This is a genomic window from Enterobacter sp. Ag1, assembly GCA_000277545.1.
Taxonomy (GTDB): domain Bacteria; phylum Pseudomonadota; class Gammaproteobacteria; order Enterobacterales; family Enterobacteriaceae; genus Cedecea.
Genome location: AKXM01000015.1, coordinates 132,199 through 149,999, shown reverse-complemented (window position 1 = coordinate 149,999; position 17,801 = coordinate 132,199). Strand labels below are relative to the sequence as shown.

Annotated in this window: 18 protein-coding genes, 3 tRNA genes and 1 other RNA gene; 2 read left to right on the top strand and 20 right to left on the bottom strand. The window is 53.0% G+C overall.

The annotated features are described in order from the left end of the window. Nucleotides 1-16 precede the first annotated feature (16 nt). Nucleotides 17-769: a 2,3-diphosphoglycerate-dependent phosphoglycerate mutase gene (gpmA, locus tag A936_RS07385; protein ID WP_008456186.1), complete on the top strand. Its 753-nt coding sequence runs from the start codon at nucleotides 17-19 to the stop codon at nucleotides 767-769. A 63-nt stretch (nucleotides 770-832) separates the two neighbouring features. Here the strand turns inward: gpmA and aroG are convergent, their stop codons facing one another. After that, nucleotides 833-1,885, bottom strand: a complete 1,053-nt coding sequence (aroG, locus tag A936_RS07380; protein WP_008456184.1) for a 3-deoxy-7-phosphoheptulonate synthase AroG — start codon at nucleotides 1,883-1,885, stop codon at nucleotides 833-835. A gap of 332 nt (nucleotides 1,886-2,217) precedes the next feature. On the opposite strand from aroG, the gene zitB reads away from it, so the two are divergent. Next, on the top strand, nucleotides 2,218-3,153 hold the full coding sequence (gene zitB / locus A936_RS07375; RefSeq protein WP_008456181.1) for a CDF family zinc transporter ZitB: 936 nt from the start codon (nucleotides 2,218-2,220) through the stop codon (nucleotides 3,151-3,153). Here zitB and pnuC read toward each other — a convergent pair whose 3' ends face one another. The 19 genes from pnuC to sucC form a co-directional block, all read right to left on the bottom strand. Further along, the gene (gene pnuC / locus A936_RS07370; RefSeq protein WP_008456179.1) at nucleotides 3,154-3,870 is read right to left on the bottom strand and encodes a nicotinamide riboside transporter PnuC; all 717 of its coding nucleotides are present in this window, start codon (nucleotides 3,868-3,870) and stop codon (nucleotides 3,154-3,156) included. Between the two features lie 23 nt (nucleotides 3,871-3,893). Next, nucleotides 3,894-4,955: a quinolinate synthase NadA gene (gene nadA / locus A936_RS07365; protein ID WP_008456177.1), complete on the bottom strand. Its 1,062-nt coding sequence runs from the start codon at nucleotides 4,953-4,955 to the stop codon at nucleotides 3,894-3,896. Between the two features lie 380 nt (nucleotides 4,956-5,335). Then, nucleotides 5,336-5,411 (bottom strand) — tRNA-Lys (locus A936_RS07360). A gap of 47 nt (nucleotides 5,412-5,458) precedes the next feature. Continuing rightward, nucleotides 5,459-5,534: transfer RNA gene (locus A936_RS07355), tRNA-Lys, on the bottom strand. A 46-nt stretch (nucleotides 5,535-5,580) separates the two neighbouring features. Then, a non-coding RNA gene (locus A936_RS22655) (RtT sRNA) lies at nucleotides 5,581-5,696 on the bottom strand. A 13-nt stretch (nucleotides 5,697-5,709) separates the two neighbouring features. Further along, nucleotides 5,710-5,785: transfer RNA gene (locus tag A936_RS07350), tRNA-Lys, on the bottom strand. Nucleotides 5,786-5,949: 164 nt separating this feature from the next. Beyond that, nucleotides 5,950-6,735: a cell division protein CpoB gene (gene cpoB, locus A936_RS07345; RefSeq protein ID WP_008456174.1), complete on the bottom strand. Its 786-nt coding sequence runs from the start codon at nucleotides 6,733-6,735 to the stop codon at nucleotides 5,950-5,952. 9 nt (nucleotides 6,736-6,744) lie between these two features. Further along, nucleotides 6,745-7,266 carry a peptidoglycan-associated lipoprotein Pal gene (pal, locus tag A936_RS07340; protein WP_008456172.1) on the bottom strand — a complete coding sequence of 174 codons (522 nt, stop codon included), beginning with the start codon at nucleotides 7,264-7,266 and terminating at the stop codon, nucleotides 6,745-6,747. A 31-nt stretch (nucleotides 7,267-7,297) separates the two neighbouring features. Continuing rightward, the gene (gene tolB, locus A936_RS07335; protein ID WP_008456170.1) at nucleotides 7,298-8,590 is read right to left on the bottom strand and encodes a Tol-Pal system beta propeller repeat protein TolB; all 1,293 of its coding nucleotides are present in this window, start codon (nucleotides 8,588-8,590) and stop codon (nucleotides 7,298-7,300) included. 131 nt (nucleotides 8,591-8,721) lie between these two features. Beyond that, nucleotides 8,722-10,041: a cell envelope integrity protein TolA gene (gene tolA / locus A936_RS07330; RefSeq protein WP_008456169.1), complete on the bottom strand. Its 1,320-nt coding sequence runs from the start codon at nucleotides 10,039-10,041 to the stop codon at nucleotides 8,722-8,724. 32 nt (nucleotides 10,042-10,073) lie between these two features. After that, nucleotides 10,074-10,499: a colicin uptake protein TolR gene (tolR, locus tag A936_RS07325; RefSeq protein ID WP_008456166.1), complete on the bottom strand. Its 426-nt coding sequence runs from the start codon at nucleotides 10,497-10,499 to the stop codon at nucleotides 10,074-10,076. A gap of 13 nt (nucleotides 10,500-10,512) precedes the next feature. Next, nucleotides 10,513-11,199 carry a Tol-Pal system protein TolQ gene (gene tolQ, locus A936_RS07320; RefSeq protein ID WP_008456164.1) on the bottom strand — a complete coding sequence of 229 codons (687 nt, stop codon included), beginning with the start codon at nucleotides 11,197-11,199 and terminating at the stop codon, nucleotides 10,513-10,515. Further along, complete coding sequence (gene ybgC, locus A936_RS07315) at nucleotides 11,196-11,600, bottom strand: tol-pal system-associated acyl-CoA thioesterase (RefSeq protein WP_008456156.1); 405 nt, start codon at nucleotides 11,598-11,600, stop codon at nucleotides 11,196-11,198. Before ybgC ends, tolQ begins: the two co-directional genes overlap by 4 nt. Before the next feature lie 148 nt (nucleotides 11,601-11,748). Continuing rightward, nucleotides 11,749-12,042, bottom strand: a complete 294-nt coding sequence (ybgE, locus tag A936_RS07310) for a cyd operon protein YbgE (protein ID WP_008456154.1) — start codon at nucleotides 12,040-12,042, stop codon at nucleotides 11,749-11,751. Continuing rightward, nucleotides 12,042-12,155, bottom strand: coding sequence for a cytochrome bd-I oxidase subunit CydX (gene cydX / locus A936_RS22650; protein ID WP_008456153.1), 114 nt, complete (start codon nucleotides 12,153-12,155; stop codon nucleotides 12,042-12,044). Before cydX ends, ybgE begins: the two co-directional genes overlap by 1 nt. A gap of 13 nt (nucleotides 12,156-12,168) precedes the next feature. Continuing rightward, nucleotides 12,169-13,308 (bottom strand): cytochrome d ubiquinol oxidase subunit II, encoded by a 1,140-nt coding sequence (gene cydB, locus A936_RS07305; RefSeq protein ID WP_008456151.1) that lies wholly within the window; start codon nucleotides 13,306-13,308, stop codon nucleotides 12,169-12,171. Nucleotides 13,309-13,323: 15 nt separating this feature from the next. Then, entirely contained in the window at nucleotides 13,324-14,892 is a 1,569-nt protein-coding gene (gene cydA / locus A936_RS07300) for a cytochrome ubiquinol oxidase subunit I (protein ID WP_008456148.1), read from the bottom strand. A gap of 820 nt (nucleotides 14,893-15,712) precedes the next feature. After that, the gene (gene sucD / locus A936_RS07295; protein WP_008456147.1) at nucleotides 15,713-16,585 is read right to left on the bottom strand and encodes a succinate--CoA ligase subunit alpha; all 873 of its coding nucleotides are present in this window, start codon (nucleotides 16,583-16,585) and stop codon (nucleotides 15,713-15,715) included. Then, a complete protein-coding gene (gene sucC / locus A936_RS07290; RefSeq protein WP_008456146.1) occupies nucleotides 16,585-17,751 on the bottom strand; it encodes an ADP-forming succinate--CoA ligase subunit beta in 1,167 nt (388 codons plus the stop codon). Before sucC ends, sucD begins: the two co-directional genes overlap by 1 nt. Nucleotides 17,752-17,801: the final 50 nt, after the last annotated feature.

The window sequence follows — 17,801 nt, the reverse complement described above, 5'->3', positions numbered from 1 at the left end:
CATTAAGGAGTAAATCATGGCTGTTACTAAGCTGGTACTGGTTCGTCACGGCGAAAGCCAGTGGAACAACGAAAACCGCTTCACTGGTTGGTATGATGTTGATCTGTCTGATAAAGGTCGTACCGAAGCTAAGGCTGCCGGTAAGCTTCTGAAGGATGAAGGCTTCACTTTCGACTTCGCTTACACCTCTGTGCTGAAACGTGCCATCCACACTCTGTGGAACATCCTCGATGAACTGGACCAGGCCTGGCTGCCGGTCGAGAAATCCTGGAAACTGAACGAGCGTCACTACGGCGCCCTGCAGGGTCTGAACAAAGCGGAAACCGCTGAAAAATACGGTGACGAGCAGGTTAAACAGTGGCGTCGCGGCTTCGCGATCACCCCACCAGAGCTGTCTAAAGACGACGAGCGCTTCCCTGGCCACGATCCACGTTACGCTAAACTGACCGACAGCGAACTGCCAACTACCGAAAGCCTGGCGCTGACCATCGACCGCGTAACGCCTTTCTGGAATGAGTCTATTCTGCCACGCATGAAATCCGGCGAGCGCGTTATCGTTGCGGCTCACGGTAACTCCCTGCGCGCACTGGTTAAATACCTGGATAACCTGAGCGAAGATGAGATCCTCGAGCTGAACATCCCTACCGGCGTGCCGCTGGTTTATGAGTTCGATGAGAACTTCAAACCGCTGAAACGTTACTACCTGGGCAACGCTGACGAAATCGCAGCGAAAGCAGCCGCAGTAGCCAACCAGGGCAAAGCGAAGTAATTCTCCGCCCATGAAAAAAGGCGTGGTAAGCACCACGCCTTTTTTATTGCTCAAATCAGGCCATTAGCCGCGACGAGCTTTTACCGCAGCAGCAAGCTGACGCAGCGCCACTTCTGTATCATCCCAGCCAATGCAGGCGTCGGTAACGCTTTTGCCGTAGACCAGCGGCTCGCCGCTCTCCAGGCTTTGGTTGCCTTCTACCAGATGGCTTTCAATCATCACGCCGATGATAGCCTTTTCGCCGCCGGCAATTTGGCCGCAAACGTCGGCAGAAACATCCATCTGCTTTTTAAACTGTTTGCTGCTGTTGGCGTGGCTGAAATCGATCATCACCTGTGGCTCAAGCCCCGCTTTAACCAGACCAGCTTTGACCTCTTCCACATGCTTCGCGCTGTAGTTAGGCTCTTTGCCGCCACGCAGAATAATGTGGCAGTCACCGTTCCCGCTAGTGTTGACGATAGCGGAATGGCCCCACTTTGTTACGGACAGGAAGCAGTGCGGTGCTCCAGCGGCGTTGATGGCATCAATCGCAACTTTGATCGTGCCGTCGGTGCCGTTTTTAAAGCCAACCGGGCAAGAGAGGCCGGAAGCCAGTTCGCGGTGTACCTGTGATTCAGTGGTACGCGCGCCGATAGCGCCCCAGCTCATCAGATCCGCCAGATACTGAGGCGTGATCATATCGAGGAATTCCCCCGCCGCTGGCAGGCCGGAATCGTTGATATCCAGCAGCAGTTTACGCGCAATACGCAGACCGTCGTTAATCTGGTAGCTGCTGTCCATGTGCGGATCGTTAATCAGACCTTTCCAGCCCACGGTGGTGCGCGGCTTTTCGAAATATACGCGCATCACCACTTCCAGTTCGCCCTGAAGCTCTTCACGCAATGCCAGCAGGCGCGCGCCGTACTCTTTGGCGGCTTTGGTGTCGTGGATGGAGCAAGGCCCGATCACCACCAGCAGGCGATCGTCGCTGCCTTTAAGGATTTTATGGATCGCTTTACGCGCCTGAGAGACAGTGTGGGCGGCTTTTTCAGTGGCGGGGAATTTTTCCAACAGCGCTACAGGGGGGAGAAGCTCGTTGATCTCTTTAATTCTTAAGTCGTCGTTCTGATAATTCATGATATTTCCGGGGTCATCCTGATATTTTTCTTCGTTGCAATCCTTTCAATCTAACTCGCATAACCACAAGTGTAAACGGGCTTTTACACTTCTAATAAATTAATCCTGAAAACTCGAAAAAAACAGTGAAAACAGAATGAGAATCGATGGATTAACGCCATTTTTCAATGTTTACCACTGAAGGATGTTAAATTTTCAATATTGAATGCTATTTTGAAAATTAAGGTCCCATTCCCATTTTTGACTCGCAGGATTTTTCAGCCTCTTTCAACCAGTTGAAACCATGGAGCGGTTATAATTAGCCCACCGGGATTAATTTTTTGCGAGAGATCATGGCGCATTCACACCAAAATACCTCTGCTGATAGCAACGTAAAACGCCTGCTGTTTGCCTTTCTCATCACGGCAATTTTTATGGTTGCCGAAGTTATCGGCGGCCTGCTTTCCGGCTCGCTGGCTCTGCTGGCCGATGCCGGCCATATGCTCACCGACGCAGCAGCGCTGCTGTTTGCTTTGTTGGCCGTGCATTTTGCTCGTCGGCCGCCCAACGCCCGGCATACCTTTGGCTGGCTGCGCCTGACGACGCTTGCCGCTTTTGTAAACGCTATCGCTTTGGTGGTTATCACCATACTTATCGTCTGGGAAGCGATTCAGCGCTTCTCAAATCCTCAACCTATTGCAGGCTGGGCAATGCTGACTATTGCGATCGCCGGGCTGCTGGCGAACCTGGTCTCTTTCTGGATCCTGCACAGCGGCAGCGGAGAGAAAAACCTCAACGTCCGTGCGGCAGCGCTGCATGTTCTGGGTGATTTGCTGGGTTCAGTGGGGGCAATTGTGGCCGCGGTGGTGATCCTCTGGACCGGCTGGACGCCGATTGACCCAATCCTGTCGGTGCTGGTGTCCTGCCTGGTGCTACGCAGCGCCTGGAGTTTGTTGAAAGAGAGCGTCAATGAGCTATTAGAAGGTGCGCCGGGCGCCATCGACATTGCAGCCCTGAAGCGCAATCTTTCCCGCTCGATACCAGAAGTGCGTAACGTGCATCACGTCCATATCTGGCTGGTAGGTGAAAAACCGCTGATGACGCTGCATGTTCAGGTTGTACCGCCCCACGATCATGATGCTTTGCTGGCGCGCATACATCACTTCCTCGAGCACGAGTATCAGATAGAGCATGCCACGGTACAGATGGAGTATCAGGTTTGTCACGGCCCGGACTGCGACCTGAATGAGCATGACCACAGCGCTGGTCATGCCCATCATCACCATTGATCAGGAGAAGGCGCGCGAGCCGGACTGCCGCGCGCTGTTAATCCACATCCGGCTGCCATTCAGCGCAATGAACGTCAGAATGAGGTATTCCAGCGACATCGCGTAAACGCCCTGCAGGGCAAAGATAACCACGCTGATGACGTTAATGACCGTCCACAGCAGCCAGTTTTCCACGTATTTCCGGGTCATAAGAATCATCGCCACAATCGACAGCACCATCATGCACGAGTCCCAGAACGGATAGGCGTCTGGCTGTAGTTCCGGCAAGGTGACGTTCAGCCCCAGACTCTGCATCACAGACACCGCAACCCGGGTCAGGAAGGCAAAGACCGGATCGATAAACAGCGTCATCAACCCAATCGCTGCGACGATAATCACCAGCCATGCAATTGCCTTAGGCAAAGGTAGCCAGCGAATTTGCAGCAGGGATTGATGGTTACTGCTTTGCCGCGACCAGGCGTACCAGCCGTAAATGTTCGCCACAAAAAAGAACAGCTGCAAAAGAAGGCTGGCGTAGAGCTGAATCTGAAAGAAAATGATGGCAAACAGCGTGACGTTAATTAACCCGAAGGCATAGTTGCCTATCTTCTCCAGGCTGGCAAGCCAGATACATAGCAATCCCGCCAGCGTTCCCACGGCTTCAATCCATGATAAGTCATACCCGCCCCCCCCAATGGGGATGTGGACGAGAATGTTCTGCGTGCTAAAAAAATCCATGAACTCCCCAGAGCGTAATACTGTTACGCGTTGCCTTTAATCTTTCGACGCAATTCTGCCGCAAAGTCTAGCATGCGATTAAGTGGAACCAGCGCGCCTTCACGCAGCGCCGCATCCACTTCAATCGTGTGTGCGGCCCCGCCCTGCTCCAGCCCCTCAGCAATCGCTTTAAGCCCGTTCATTGCCATCCACGGGCAATGTGCACAGCTGCGGCAGGTTGCCCCTTCTCCTGCGGTTGGCGCCTCCAGTAGCTCTTTGTCCGGACACGCCTGCTGCATTTTATAAAATATCCCGCGATCTGTAGCCACAATAAGCTGCTGGTGAGGCAGAGTTTTAGCCGCATTGATCAGTTGGCTGGTCGAGCCTACAGCATCGGCCATATCCACCACGGCCTGCGGTGATTCAGGATGAACCAGCACCGCTGCATTCGGGTACAGCGCCTTCATCCGCGCCAGCGCCTGAGTTTTAAATTCATCGTGAACGATGCAGGCACCCTGCCAGCACAGCACATCGGCACCGGTCTGCTTTTGCACGTAGCTGCCAAGGTGGCGATCCGGTGCCCAAATGATTTTCTCACCCAGGCTGTCGAGATGTTCAATCAGTTCTACCGCAATACTGGACGTCACGACCCAGTCCGCCCGGGCTTTTACCGCCGCAGAGGTATTAGCATAGACGACCACCGTGCGATCCGGGTGCTGGTCGCAGAAAGCGTTGAACGCCTCGATCGGGCAGCCGAGATCCAGTGAGCACTCGGCATTGAGGGTAGGCATTAAAATGGTTTTTTCGGGGCTAAGGATTTTCGCCGTTTCGCCCATGAAACGAACCCCTGCGACCAGTAACGTGGACGCCGGGTGGGTAGCGCCGAAGCGAGCCATCTCGAGCGAGTCAGAAATACACCCGCCGGTCTCTTCCGCAAGAGACTGGATTTCCGGGTCGGTGTAGTAGTGTGCCACCATCACCGCATCCCGCTCTTTAAGCAGGCGCTTGATTTTTTCACGATAAAATTGTTTTTCATCCCTGCTCAAAGACGTGGGTTTCGGTGGGAAGGGATAAATCGCAGTTTCCGGGTCAAACATTACGCTCATCATGCAATCTCGTTTTACTGACTTAACATTACAGGCCAAATCAAGCGTAATTTACGCCATCTTTGGCAATCATTGTTTTATATGCTAAACAAGATAGCGAAATTTAGTAGAAATGTCGTGGGTTATTGCTCGATGCGCAGAGAGAAACAGAGCAGTGGGGAATGAGTGTCGGGAATAACAGGGTTTTCAAATCGCAGATAGCAGAAAGGCGCCTTTAGGGCGCCTTTCTACACTGGTGGGTCGTGCAGGATGATTTCACCCTGCGGGTCGTCGCAAGCGACGGGCAAAATCAAAAAGCGATTTTGTCGAACCTGCTGCAGGCTCGAACCCTGCCCGAATTCAGAATAGCAAAAAGGCGCCTTTAGGGCGCCTTTCTACACTGGTGGGTCGTGCAGGATTCGAACCTGCGACCAATTGATTAAAAGTCAACTGCTCTACCAACTGAGCTAACGACCCGCTGTATGCGGTTACTACTAACTTCTTTACTGTTTACTACTTTAAAGTGGTGGGTCGTGCAGGATTCGAACCTGCGACCAATTGATTAAAAGTCAACTGCTCTACCAACTGAGCTAACGACCCGCTGTGCGGCTTGCTGCAAACTTCTTTACTGCTTACTACTTTAAAGTGGTGGGTCGTGCAGGATGACTATCACCCTTCGGGCCGTTGTTATCACAACGTTGTTTCGCTTTCGCTCAACTCAAACCTGCTGCAGGTTCGAACCCTTCACGCCTTGCTACTGCTTACTACTTTAAAGTGGTGGGTCGTGCAGGATTCGAACCTGCGACCAATTGATTAAAAGTCAACTGCTCTACCAACTGAGCTAACGACCCACTTTTGCGTCACTTTGGGTTTGTTTAGTATCCCTTGGCAACGGCGGCATATATTACTGATTTAAGATTTTGACGCAACAATAATTTTGACGCAGATCGCTCAACTGCTTATGTTTCGCACGGCAAGACCAGAAAAGCGACGATATCTGGTCAGGCCGCACGCATTATTGCGCATTCAGACGTTTTTGAGCCTGCTTTGCACCGTCAGTATTGGGATACTGTTTAACGACCTGCTGGTAGACGGCTTTCGCTTTTGCAGCGTCGCCTTTGTCCTGCATGATCACGCCAACCTTAAACATGGCGTCCGGCGCTTTAGGGGATTTCGGGTAGTTTTTCACCACGGAGGCAAAATAAAACGCCGCATCGTCCTTTTTGCCTTTGTTGTAATTCAACTGACCCAGCCAGTAATTGGCGTTAGGCAGATAAGTTGAATCCGGATACTTCTTCACAAAGGACTGAAACGCATTGATAGCATCGTCCTGGCGCGATTTATCCTGCACCAGCGCGATAGCAGCGTTGTAATCGCTATTAGCATCACCGCCTTGCACTGGGGCAGCAGGCGCCGCGTTAGAGGCCCCTGCGTCCGGCGTGGCAGTCTGGGATGCACCGGCAGCAGGCTGTTGCCCTGCTCCCGCCGCAGCGCCGCTAAGGCTATCCATCTGCAGCAAAATTTGCTTTTGACGTTCCACAACCTGATTCAGCTGATACTGACTTTCCTGGATCTGACCACGCAGGGAATCAATATCATTCTGGTTATCGGAGAGTTGCTGCTGGAGTTGGGTCAAAAGCTGACTGTGAGCGTTAGAAATACGCTCGAGTTGAGTGACACGGTCTTCGACCGAGCCTGAGCCGACACTACTGATTGGCGCCTGAGCAGTAGCGGCCCAGGGGGCCGCTATGCCAACCAGTAACGACAGACTCAACAAGTGATGTCTGAAGTTACTGCTCATGCGATTCTCTTAGTAAACCAGTACGGCACGACGGTTTTTAGCGTAAGCCGCTTCGTCATGACCCAGTACTGCAGGTTTTTCTTTACCGTAAGAAACGATGGAGATCTGGTCTGCAGAAACGCCTTTACCTTGCAGGTACATTTTAACAGCGTTAGCACGACGTTCGCCCAGTGCGATGTTGTACTCTGGGGTACCGCGCTCATCCGCATGACCTTCTACGGTCACTTTGTAAGACGGGTTGCTACGCAGGAAGTTAGCGTGTGCATCCAGCATTGCAGCGAATTCAGAGCTAACATCGTATTTGTCCAGACCGAAGTAAACGATGTTGTTCTGCTGCAGCTGTTGCATCTGCAGACGAGCCTGCTCTTCAGAAGACATGTTGCCGTGGCCGTTAGCGTCCATACCAGTGCCGGCACCCAGCATACCTTCACCGCTCTGACCATTGTTGGCGCTCTTGTTAGAAGAACACGCCGCGATAGCCATAACCGGCAGAGCAATCATCAGCCCTTTCAGCACTTTGTTCAGTTGCATTTCTTTGATCCTTTAATAATCAATATTGTTATCACAGATACGGCGACCAGGCAGGGAATTTGACCTGTCCATCAGTTGCCGGAAGACGCGCTTTGAAACGCCCATCTGTTGAAACCAAATTCAGCACGGATCCCATCCCCTGAGAAGAGCTGTAGATTACCATAGTGCCGTTAGGTGCCAGACTTGGCGTTTCATCCAGGAACGTTGACGATAAAGTTGTTACGCCACCCGCTACCAGATCCTGTTTGGCAATGTGCTGCTGACCGCTTGCGGAGCTGACCATCACCATAATTTTACCGTCGGCACTGACATCGGCATCCTGGTTCTGAGAACCTTCCCAGGACAGACGCTGCGGAGCACCGCCACTAATACTGACTTTATAAATCTGTGGACGACCCGCCTGGTCAGAGGTATAGGCCAGGGTTTGGTTGTCCGGGAACCAGGTCGGTTCGGTGTTGTTGCTGCGACCTTCAGTTACCTGACGAATCTGGCCAGAGCCCAGGTCCATCACGTACAGCTGCAGGCTGCCGGTTTTAGACAGCGCGAACGCCAGCTTAGAACCGTCCGGAGAGAACGCCGGTGCACCGTTGTGCTGCGGGAACGAAGCAATCTGACGTACTGCACCGTTAGCCAGCGTCTGCACAACCAGCGCAGAACGGCCGCTTTCGAAGGTCACATAAGCCAGTTTACTGCCGTCCGGAGACCAGGCTGGAGACATCAGCGGCTGCGGAGAACGGTGTACCACAAACTGGTTGTAGCCATCGTAATCAGACACGCGAAGCTCATACGGGAACTGGCCGCCATTGGTCTGTACAACGTAAGCAATACGGGTACGGAATGCGCCTTTAATGCCGGTCAGCTTCTCAAACACTTCATCGCTGGCGGTATGGCCGGCATAGCGCAGCCACTGTTTGTTCACTTTATAGGAGTTCTGCGCCAGCACCGTGCCCGGTGCACCAGAGGTGTCAACCAGCTGGTAAGCCACGGTGTAACTGCCGTCGCCGTTTGGCGTAACCTGACCTACCACGACGGCGTCAATACCGAGCGCGGTCCAGGCAGCAGGCTGAACTTCCTGAGCAGAACCCGGCTGCTGTGGCAGGCGAGATCTGTCGAGCGGGTTGAATTTACCGCTGTTACGCAGGTCAGCGGCAACAATACCGCCGATATCTTCAGGCGCGGCGCCAGGGCCTGCCCAGGTGAACGGAACCACACCGATTGGACGAGCAGAATCCACGCCCTGGGTGATCTCGATACGAACTTCTGCGTGCAGCACTGCTGCCCACAGCATTAAGAAACTTAACGCTACACGAAATGCCTGCTTCATCATATCTCCCTTATCCGGGCGAAAAGCCCACGATAATTTAGCAGAATGTTAACAAACCCAAATACACAAAACTACCAAAACCCTGTAACTCAGCTTAGTGTGCTTTCCCCGTCGTGACGGGGAAAACCGCGTTAAGGCTTAAAGTCGATCGGTGCGTTCTTGAAGACTTCATAAACAGCTTCACTTGGCGGCTTCGGAATCTTCGCCAGACGCGCTGCCGCAACGGCAGCCTGACAAAGTGCTGGATCACCGCCTTCTGGCTTGATATCAAGCAGAAGGCCGTCTGGTGCCAACTTGATCCGCAGCGAACAGGTCTTACCAGCAAACGAAGGATCGTTATAGAACTTACTCTCGATCGCTGCCTTTATCTGACCAGCATAGCCGTTGATCTCCGCGCCACTAGCGCCGTTGTTCTTATTATTCCCTTTTCCAGCGGCAGCTGCGGCATTACCTTTCGCCCCACCGCCCGTTTTCGGTGCATTCTTACCTGAGCTTAAATCACCGAATAAATCGTCGACGCCCTGCGCTGCGGCCTTGTCAGAAGCAGCTTTCTCAGCAGCAGCCTTTTTCTTCGCGTCGGCGGCCGCTTTCTTATCTGCGGCGGCTTTCGCTGCGGCAGCCTTGTCAGCAGCGGCCTTCTCGGCAGCTTTTTCTGCCGCTGCCTTTTCTGCAGCAGCCTGTTTCGCAGCTTCAGCTTTTTCAGCAGCAGCCTGCTTAGCTGCTTCAGCGGCGGCTTTCTTCTCCGCATCCTGCGCAGCCTTCTTAGCGGCAGCATCTGCAGCTTTCTTCTCAGCATCCTGCTGAGCTTTTTTCGCTGCAGCAGCAGCGTCAGCGGCGGCTTTTTTCTCAGCGTCAGCTGCTTTCTTAGCAGCTTCTTCAGTGGCTTTCTTCTGAGCATCCGCAGCCGCTTTCTTCGCGGCTTCTTCCGCAGCTTTGGCCTGGGCATCAGCCTGAGCTTTTGCCTGCGCGTCAGCCTGCGCTTTCGCCTGAGCATCCGCTTTTGCCTTCGCCGCTGCGGCCGCAGCTTCGGCCTGTTTTTGCTGCTCTTGAGCCTGCTTCGCTGCCGCTTCAGCCTGTTTCTGCTGTTCGGCCTGCGCTTTTGCCTGCTCCTGGGCGGCTAAACGCTCCTTCTCCAGCTCTTTCAGGCGCTCTTGTTCCGCCGCCTGTTTTTGCTGAAGCTCTTCTGCCTGCTGCTGCGCCTGTTTTTCACGCTGTTCAGCGGCGCGCTTGCTGCTTGCCTGCTGCTGCTGTTGGCGATTGTAGTTTTCCACTACCGCACCCGGGTCAACCATCACCGCGTCAATAGAAGAACCACCGCCACCGCCAGCGGATGCATCAATGTGCTCATCAAACGAGCTCCAGATCAGGATGGCAATCAAAATGATATGCAGCACCACTGAAACGATGATCGCCCGTTTTAATTTAGCGTTCTCTTCGGTTGCCTTTGACACTCTCGGTTCCCAAACGGTTTAAGCGAAATGGATCAGATTGGCTGTGTCATCAAACCAACGGACTTCACGCCCGCCTGATGCAACAGATTCAGCGCCTTGATGATCTCGTCATACGGAACATCTTTTGCGCCGCCGATCAAAAAGACCGTTTTTGGATTCGCCTGCAGACGGCGCTGCGCTTCGGCAACAACCTGCTCTGACGGCAACTGATCCATGCGATCTTTTTCAACCACTACGCTGTACTGCCCTACCCCGGACACTTCAATAATGACCGGCGGTTCATCGTTACTGCTGACGGTCTGAGAATCTGTCGCATCCGGCAGATCCACCTCGACGCTCTGGGTGATGATCGGCGCTGTTGCCATAAAGATCAGCAGCAGCACCAGCAGCACGTCCAGCAATGGAACGATGTTAATTTCTGACTTCAGCTCACGACGACCACGTCCGCGTCTGGCCATGACTTACCCCTTGTTACTGCTTTTCGCTGCTGGTAAAAGCCTGACGGTGCAGGATAGCCGTGAACTCTTCCATGAAGTTGTCGTAATTCAATTCCAGTTTGTTCACGCGTTGGTTAAGGCGGTTGTACGCCATAACGGCCGGAATAGCAGCAAACAGACCAATCGCAGTCGCGATCAGCGCTTCGGCAATCCCTGGCGCAACCATCTGCAGCGTCGCCTGCTTCACCGCGCCCAGGGCGATAAACGCATGCATGATCCCCCACACCGTACCAAACAGGCCGATATACGGGCTGATGGAACCAACGGTGCCGAGGAAAGGAATATGGGTTTCCAGCGTTTCCAGCTCGCGGCTCATCGAGATACGCATCGCACGAGATGCCCCCTCAACCACAGCTTCTGGCGCATGGGTATTGGCGCGATGCAGTCGCGCGAACTCTTTAAAACCGGAATAGAAGATCTGCTCAGAACCGCTCAAGCTGTCGCGGCGGCCCTGGCTCTCCTGATACAGGCGAGACAGTTCGATACCGGACCAGAACTTGTCTTCAAACGCCTCAGCTTCACGGCTGGCGGCATTAAGGATACGCGTTCGCTGAATGATGATTGCCCATGATGCGATGGAAAAACCAATCAAAATCAACATGATAAATTTGACCAGAAGGCTTGCCTTCAGGAACAAATCAAGGATATTCATGTCAGTCACTGCTTGAACTCCGCGACAATAGACTTGGGAAGCGCACGAGGCTTCATTAGGTGTGGATCAACGCAAACAATCAGCACTTCAGCTTGGTTAAGCAACTGATTTTCAGCGTTGACTATTCGCTGCGTAAACACCATAGAAGTGCCGCGCATCGATGTAATTTCACTTTGGATTTCGAGTAAATCGTCGAGTCGGGCAGGCGCAAGATAATCAACCGTCATCCTGCGTACGACAAAGGCGACACGCTCCGCCAACAAGGAATGTTGATTAAAGTTGTGCTGGCGCAGCATCTCTGTGCGTGCTCTTTCATAAAAAGCAACATAACTGGCATGGTAAACCATACCACCGGCGTCTGTGTCTTCGTAGTAAACACGGACCGGCCATCGAAACAGCGTTGTACTCACTTTACATCCCGGTAATGCAATTAAACGCTGCTTACTATACGCAAGAGAATGAGGGTTTGGAATGGATTGTTTTAAACGTTAAGTAAATTTTTATGGGCTTGTTAAAGCCCATAATTTCTGCTTCAGGCGGGGGAATGTACGCAGACATTCAGAAGAAGAAAAACAGCAGGCCAGCGATGAGCACTAAATCGGCAACCAGCGGGCAGAAAATGCCCTGCCAGAGCACTTTGGTTGGGCGGAAACCAACGCCGTGAATGATCCCAGCACAAACGCCCCACATCAGCAGGAAGCCATGCCAAATCTCCAGCTCACTCGTTTTGGCGGCAAAACGAGACGGGTCCCAAAAAATACACCCAGCCAGCACCAGCGCCATCACTAAGGAAAGAGCCCGCAAGGGGCTCTTGTCCATTACCGCGTACAGTTTCGCGATAACGTATTCCATCAGTGCTCTTCTTTTCCGGCTTTGCTCGCCTCAACGTGCTCGAGGGCCAGCGCGGTAATAATCCCGAATGCACACGCCAGAAGCGTGCCCAGAATCCATGCAAAGTACCACATAATCAGCTCCTTATTAGTACAGAGAGGTGGAGTTGCTTTCGATGTGCTCTTTCGTGATACGACCGAACATTTTCCAGTAACACCAGGTGGTGTAGAGAAGAATGATTGGCACGAACACGATGGCAACATAGGTCATCACATTCAGCGTCAGCTGGCTGGATGTCGCATCCCACATGGTCAGGCTAGCGTTCATCATGGTGCTGGAAGGCATCACGAACGGGAACATCGCGATACCGGCCGTCAGGATCACACAGGCCAACGTCAGCGAAGAGAAGATAAACGCCAGAGCGCCTTTCTCCAGACGAGACATGAGGATGGTCAGCAGCGGCAGCACAACACCCAGAGCAGGAATCAACCACAGCGCTGGCGTATTGTTGAAGTTCACCAGCCAGGCACCCGCCTGACGCGCGACTTCTTTGGTCAGCGGGTTAGATGCAGCATGATGATCCAGAGCAGAAGTCACCACATAGCCATCAATGCCGTAGATCACCCAGACACCGGCCAGCGCGAAGCAAACCATCATCACCAGCGCAGCAATCTGAGCCGCCGCTTTAGCACGCAGATGTAACTCACCTACGGTACGCATCTGCAGGTAGGTTGCGCCCTGGGCCACGATCATCGACACGCTAACAACGCCTGCCAACAGGCCAAACGGATTTAGCAGTTGGAAGAAGTTACCGGTGTAGTAAAGGCGCAGGTAGTCATCAACGTGGAACGGAACGCCCTGCAGCAGGTTGCCGAAAGCGACACCTATCACCAGCGGTGGCACGAAGCTACCAATGAAAATGCCCCAGTCCCACATGTTGCGCCAGCGGGTATCTTCGATCTTCGAGCGGTAGTCGAACCCTACCGGACGGAAGAACAAAGAAGCCAGCACCAGAATCATCGCGACATAGAAGCCGGAGAAGGCAGCGGCATAAACCATTGGCCAGGCAGCAAACAAAGCCCCGCCCGCGGTGATCAGCCAAACCTGGTTCCCGTCCCAGTGCGGCGCGATGGAGTTAACCATGATGCGGCGTTCAACGTCAGTACGGCCAATCACGCGCGACAGCATGCCCACGCCCATATCGAAGCCGTCGGTGACGGCAAAGCCAATCAGCAGAACGCCGACCAGCAGCCACCAGATAAAACGCAATACTTCATAATCGATCATTTGACGACTCCTGTCTTAGCGTGCCGGCTGAGAAGCCACGTTGGACTGCTCAAAGTGATAGCGCCCTGTTTTCAGACTGCTCGGCCCAAGGCGAGCAAATTTGAACATCAGGAACAGTTCCGCCACCATAAACAGCGTGTAAAGGCCGCAAATCAGTATCATGGAGAACAGCAGGTCGCCCACGCTCAATGACGAGTTTGCCACTGCCGTCGGCAGAACCTCACCCACCGCCCAAGGCTGACGCCCGTATTCCGCGACAAACCAGCCGGATTCGATAGCGATCCAAGGCAGTGGAATACCGTACAGCGCGGCACGCAGCAGCCATTTTTTCGAACCAATGGCGTTACGGGTCACGGTCCAGAAGGACACAGCGATAATGAACAGCATCAGGAAGCCACAGGCCACCATAATGCGGAACGCGAAGTACAGCGGTGCTACGCGAGGAATAGAGTCTTTGGTTGCTTTCTGAATCTGCTCTTCGGTCGCGTCAGTGACGTTTTCCGTGTAGCGCTTCAGCAACAGACCATAGCCCAGGTCTTTTTTCACGTAGTTGAAGCTATCACGCACGCTTTGATCGGTTGAACCACTGCGCAGTTGCTCCAGCAGGCTGTAAGCCTTCATCCCGTTACGGATACGCTCTTCGTGCTGCACCATCAGCTCTTTCAGGCCCGTGACCGGCTTATCTACCGAGCGGGTAGCAATGATGCCCAACGCGTAAGGAATTTGAATGGCGAAACGGTTTTCTTGTTTATCCTGGTCAGGAATACCAAACAGGGTAAACGCCGCCGGCGCTGGCTGAGTTTCCCATTCGGCTTCAATCGCGGCCAGTTTGGTTTTCTGCACGTCACCCATTTCGTAGCCAGACTCATCGCCCAGTACGATAACGGAGAGAATAGCGGCCATACCGAAGCTCGCGGCAATCGCGAAGGAACGCTTCGCAAAAGCGACATCGCGGCCTTTCAGCAGGTAGTAGGAGCTGATACCGAGCACGAACATCGCGCCACAAACATAGCCGGACGCTACGGTGTGTACGAATTTAACCTGCGCAACCGGGTTCAGGACCAGCTCGGCAAAGCTGACCATTTCCATACGCATGGTTTCGAAGTTGAAATCGGAAGCGATAGGGTTTTGCATCCAGCCGTTAGCGACCAGAATCCACAGCGCGGAGAGGTTGGAGCCCAATGCCACCAGCCAGGTGACGGCCATATGTTGAACTTTGCCGAGGCGATCCCAGCCAAAGAAGAACAGACCAACAAAGGTAGATTCGAGGAAGAATGCCATCAGGCCTTCGATCGCCAGCGGCGCACCGAAGATATCCCCTACATAGTGAGAATAGTAAGACCAGTTAGTCCCGAACTGGAACTCCATGGTCAAACCGGTTGCCACCCCCAGCGCAAAGTTGATTGCAAACAACTTGCCCCAGAATTTGGTCATATCTTTATAAATCTGCTTACCTGACAGCACATAGACCGTTTCCATGATGGCCAGCAAGAACGCCATACCTAGCGTCAGCGGCACAAACAGGAAGTGGTACATCGCGGTCAAGGCAAACTGTAAGCGCGACAGTTCGACAATATCAAACATCTTGACTCCTTGCTCTTCGCATGAAGACTTCGACTGTGGTTCACCGGGAGGTTCACCACAAGCATGCCCTAATACAAATACATTCGCTTCCAGCCCCCTTTTTCTCGCCCACTTTATTCAAATGTGAAATCAAAAGGTGAAAGGTTACAAACACGTTAATTAAATCAAAAATAACCCGTAATTATATTACCCTGCAATTCCCTTACAATAAACAGGTCTTTGCTTAATGTTTTTTACGTTTTACGACGGCGATCAATTTATAGCTAAAACACCGTTATTCAGCCAGTTTGATCTGCAGCAATTTTGCCCCTTTATACCCCGCAACGCCAGCTTTAAACATTGATCCAAAACAATTTACATTGGCAATGTTAATTATTTTTCAATAGAGAATTAATCGTGAATTTGTTGTTAATGATATGTTCCAACGCTTCGTTTGAGGTTAATTTCATGACGCTTATTCTCAACATAAAGCCGATATTTAAAGCTGAAGCTTAAATTTCTCCCATGCACGCCAGGTCATCTTTACACTATTTATCGGGCATCTTTTTCCGTAGTTTTGGCTCCCTCCTTTTAATATTCACAAATAATTCACTTTTGATATAAATTAAATTAACAAATCATTATTTTTTATAAGGTTACATCGAGAAAATATTGCAGAGAGAAATTATTCAGGAAAAGAATAAGTGCGTGGGCATGCGCGATACAACGTAAGAAGAGGCAGGGTTATCAAAGCCGAAACATAAAAAAAGGCCACCCAGGGTGGCCAACCATGTCGAACACTTATTATTACTGTTTCCCCCGCTTGCGCAGGGGCATCTGCTTACTGCGGCAGAATAGCTTTCAGCGCATCGCCAATGTCGGCGAGGCTGCGAACGGTTTTCACGCCAGCGGCTTCCAGAGCAGCGAATTTCTCATCCGCCGTCCCTTTCCCGCCCGCGATGATGGCGCCCGCGTGGCCCATACGCTTGCCTTTTGGCGCGGTAACGCCGGCAATGTAGCCCACAACAGGTTTGGTCACGTGCTCTTTGATATAGGCCGCAGCTTCTTCTTCTGCGCTCCCGCCGATTTCACCGATCATCACAATGGCTTCGGTTTTCGGGTCTGCCTGGAACATCTTCAGGATATCAATGAAGTTGGAGCCAGGAATCGGGTCACCGCCGATACCAACGCAGGTTGACTGGCCGAGGCCGATGTCAGTTGTCTGCTTAACGGCTTCATAGGTCAGCGTCCCGGAACGGGAAACGATGCCTACTTTGCCCGGCAGGTGAATGTGGCCCGGCATGATGCCGATTTTGCATTCACCAGGGGTGATAACGCCCGGGCAGTTTGGCCCGATCATGCGCACGCCAGCTTCATCCAGCGCCACTTTCACGGTCAGCATATCCAGCGTAGGGATGCCTTCAGTGATGGTGATAATCAGCTTAATGCCCGCATCAATCGCTTCCAGGATGGAGTCTTTGCAGAACGGGGCTGGAACGTAAATCACGGAAGCAGTCGCGCCGGTAGCTTCAACGGCTTCACGCACGGTATTGAATACCGGCAGACCCAGATGTTCAGTACCGCCTTTGCCTGGCGTCACGCCGCCAACCATTTGCGTACCGTAGGCAATCGCCTGTTCGGAGTGGAAAGTCCCCTGGCTGCCGGTAAAGCCCTGGCAAATTACCTTGGTGTTTTTATCGATCAAAATGGACATTATTTCCCCTCCACGGCAGCAACAACCTGCTGTGCTGCGTCCGTCAGACTTTTCGCTGCAATGATGTTCAGGCCGCTATCTGCCAGTTTTTTCGCGCCCAGTTCGGCGTTGTTACCTTCCAGACGCACCACCACCGGCACGTTAACGCCCACTTCAGCTACCGCACCAATGATACCGTCGGCAATCAGGTCGCAGCGGACAATACCGCCGAAGATGTTCACCAGAACGGCTTTGACTTTGTCGTCGGACAGGATGATTTTGAACGCTTCGGTAACGCGCTCTTTGGTCGCACCGCCGCCCACGTCGAGGAAGTTAGCCGGCTCGCCGCCGTGCAGCTTAACGATGTCCATGGTGCCCATTGCCAGGCCCGCACCGTTAACCATACAGCCGATATTGCCGTCCAGCGCCACGTAGTTCAGTTCCCACTGTGCAGCCTGAGCTTCACGCGGGTCTTCCTGAGACTGGTCGCGCATTTCACGCAGATCCGGCTGGCGGAAAAGCGCGTTACCGTCAGCGCCCAGTTTGCCGTCGAGGCAGATCAGGTCGCCCTGCTTAGTGATCACCAGCGGGTTGATTTCGATCAGCGCCAGGTCGCGCTCGAGGAAGATAGTCGCCAGCCCCATAAAGATCTTGGTGAACTGCTGAACCTGTTTACCTTCCAGACCCAGTTTGAACGCCAGCTCACGACCCTGGTAAGGCATTGGGCCCGCCAGCGGATCCAGCGCAACTTTGTGGATCAGGTGCGGCGTTTCTTCCGCTACTTTTTCGATTTCCACGCCGCCTTCGGTGGAGGCCATGAAGACCACGCGGCGAGAGCTACGGTCAACTACCGCGCCCAGATACAGCTCTTTGTCGATGTCGGTTGCAGCTTCAACCAGAATCTGGTGTACAGGCTGGCCAGTAGCGTCCGTTTGGTAAGTCACCAGACGTTTGCCCAGCCAGTGCTCGGCAAAAGCACGAATGTCTTCTTTGCTGTTAACCACTTTCACACCGCCCGCTTTACCGCGGCCACCGGCATGAACCTGACATTTCACCACCCAAGGACCCGCGCCAATTTTAGAGGCGGCTTCTTCCGCTTCACGCGGTGTGGTGCAGGCGTAACCGACGGGTGCCGGCAAACCATACCGAGCAAACAACTGTTTCGCCTGATATTCGTGTAAGTTCATGAGTTCTATCCATCCAGATAAAGAGCATTAATGCTCGGGGTAAGGTTAGA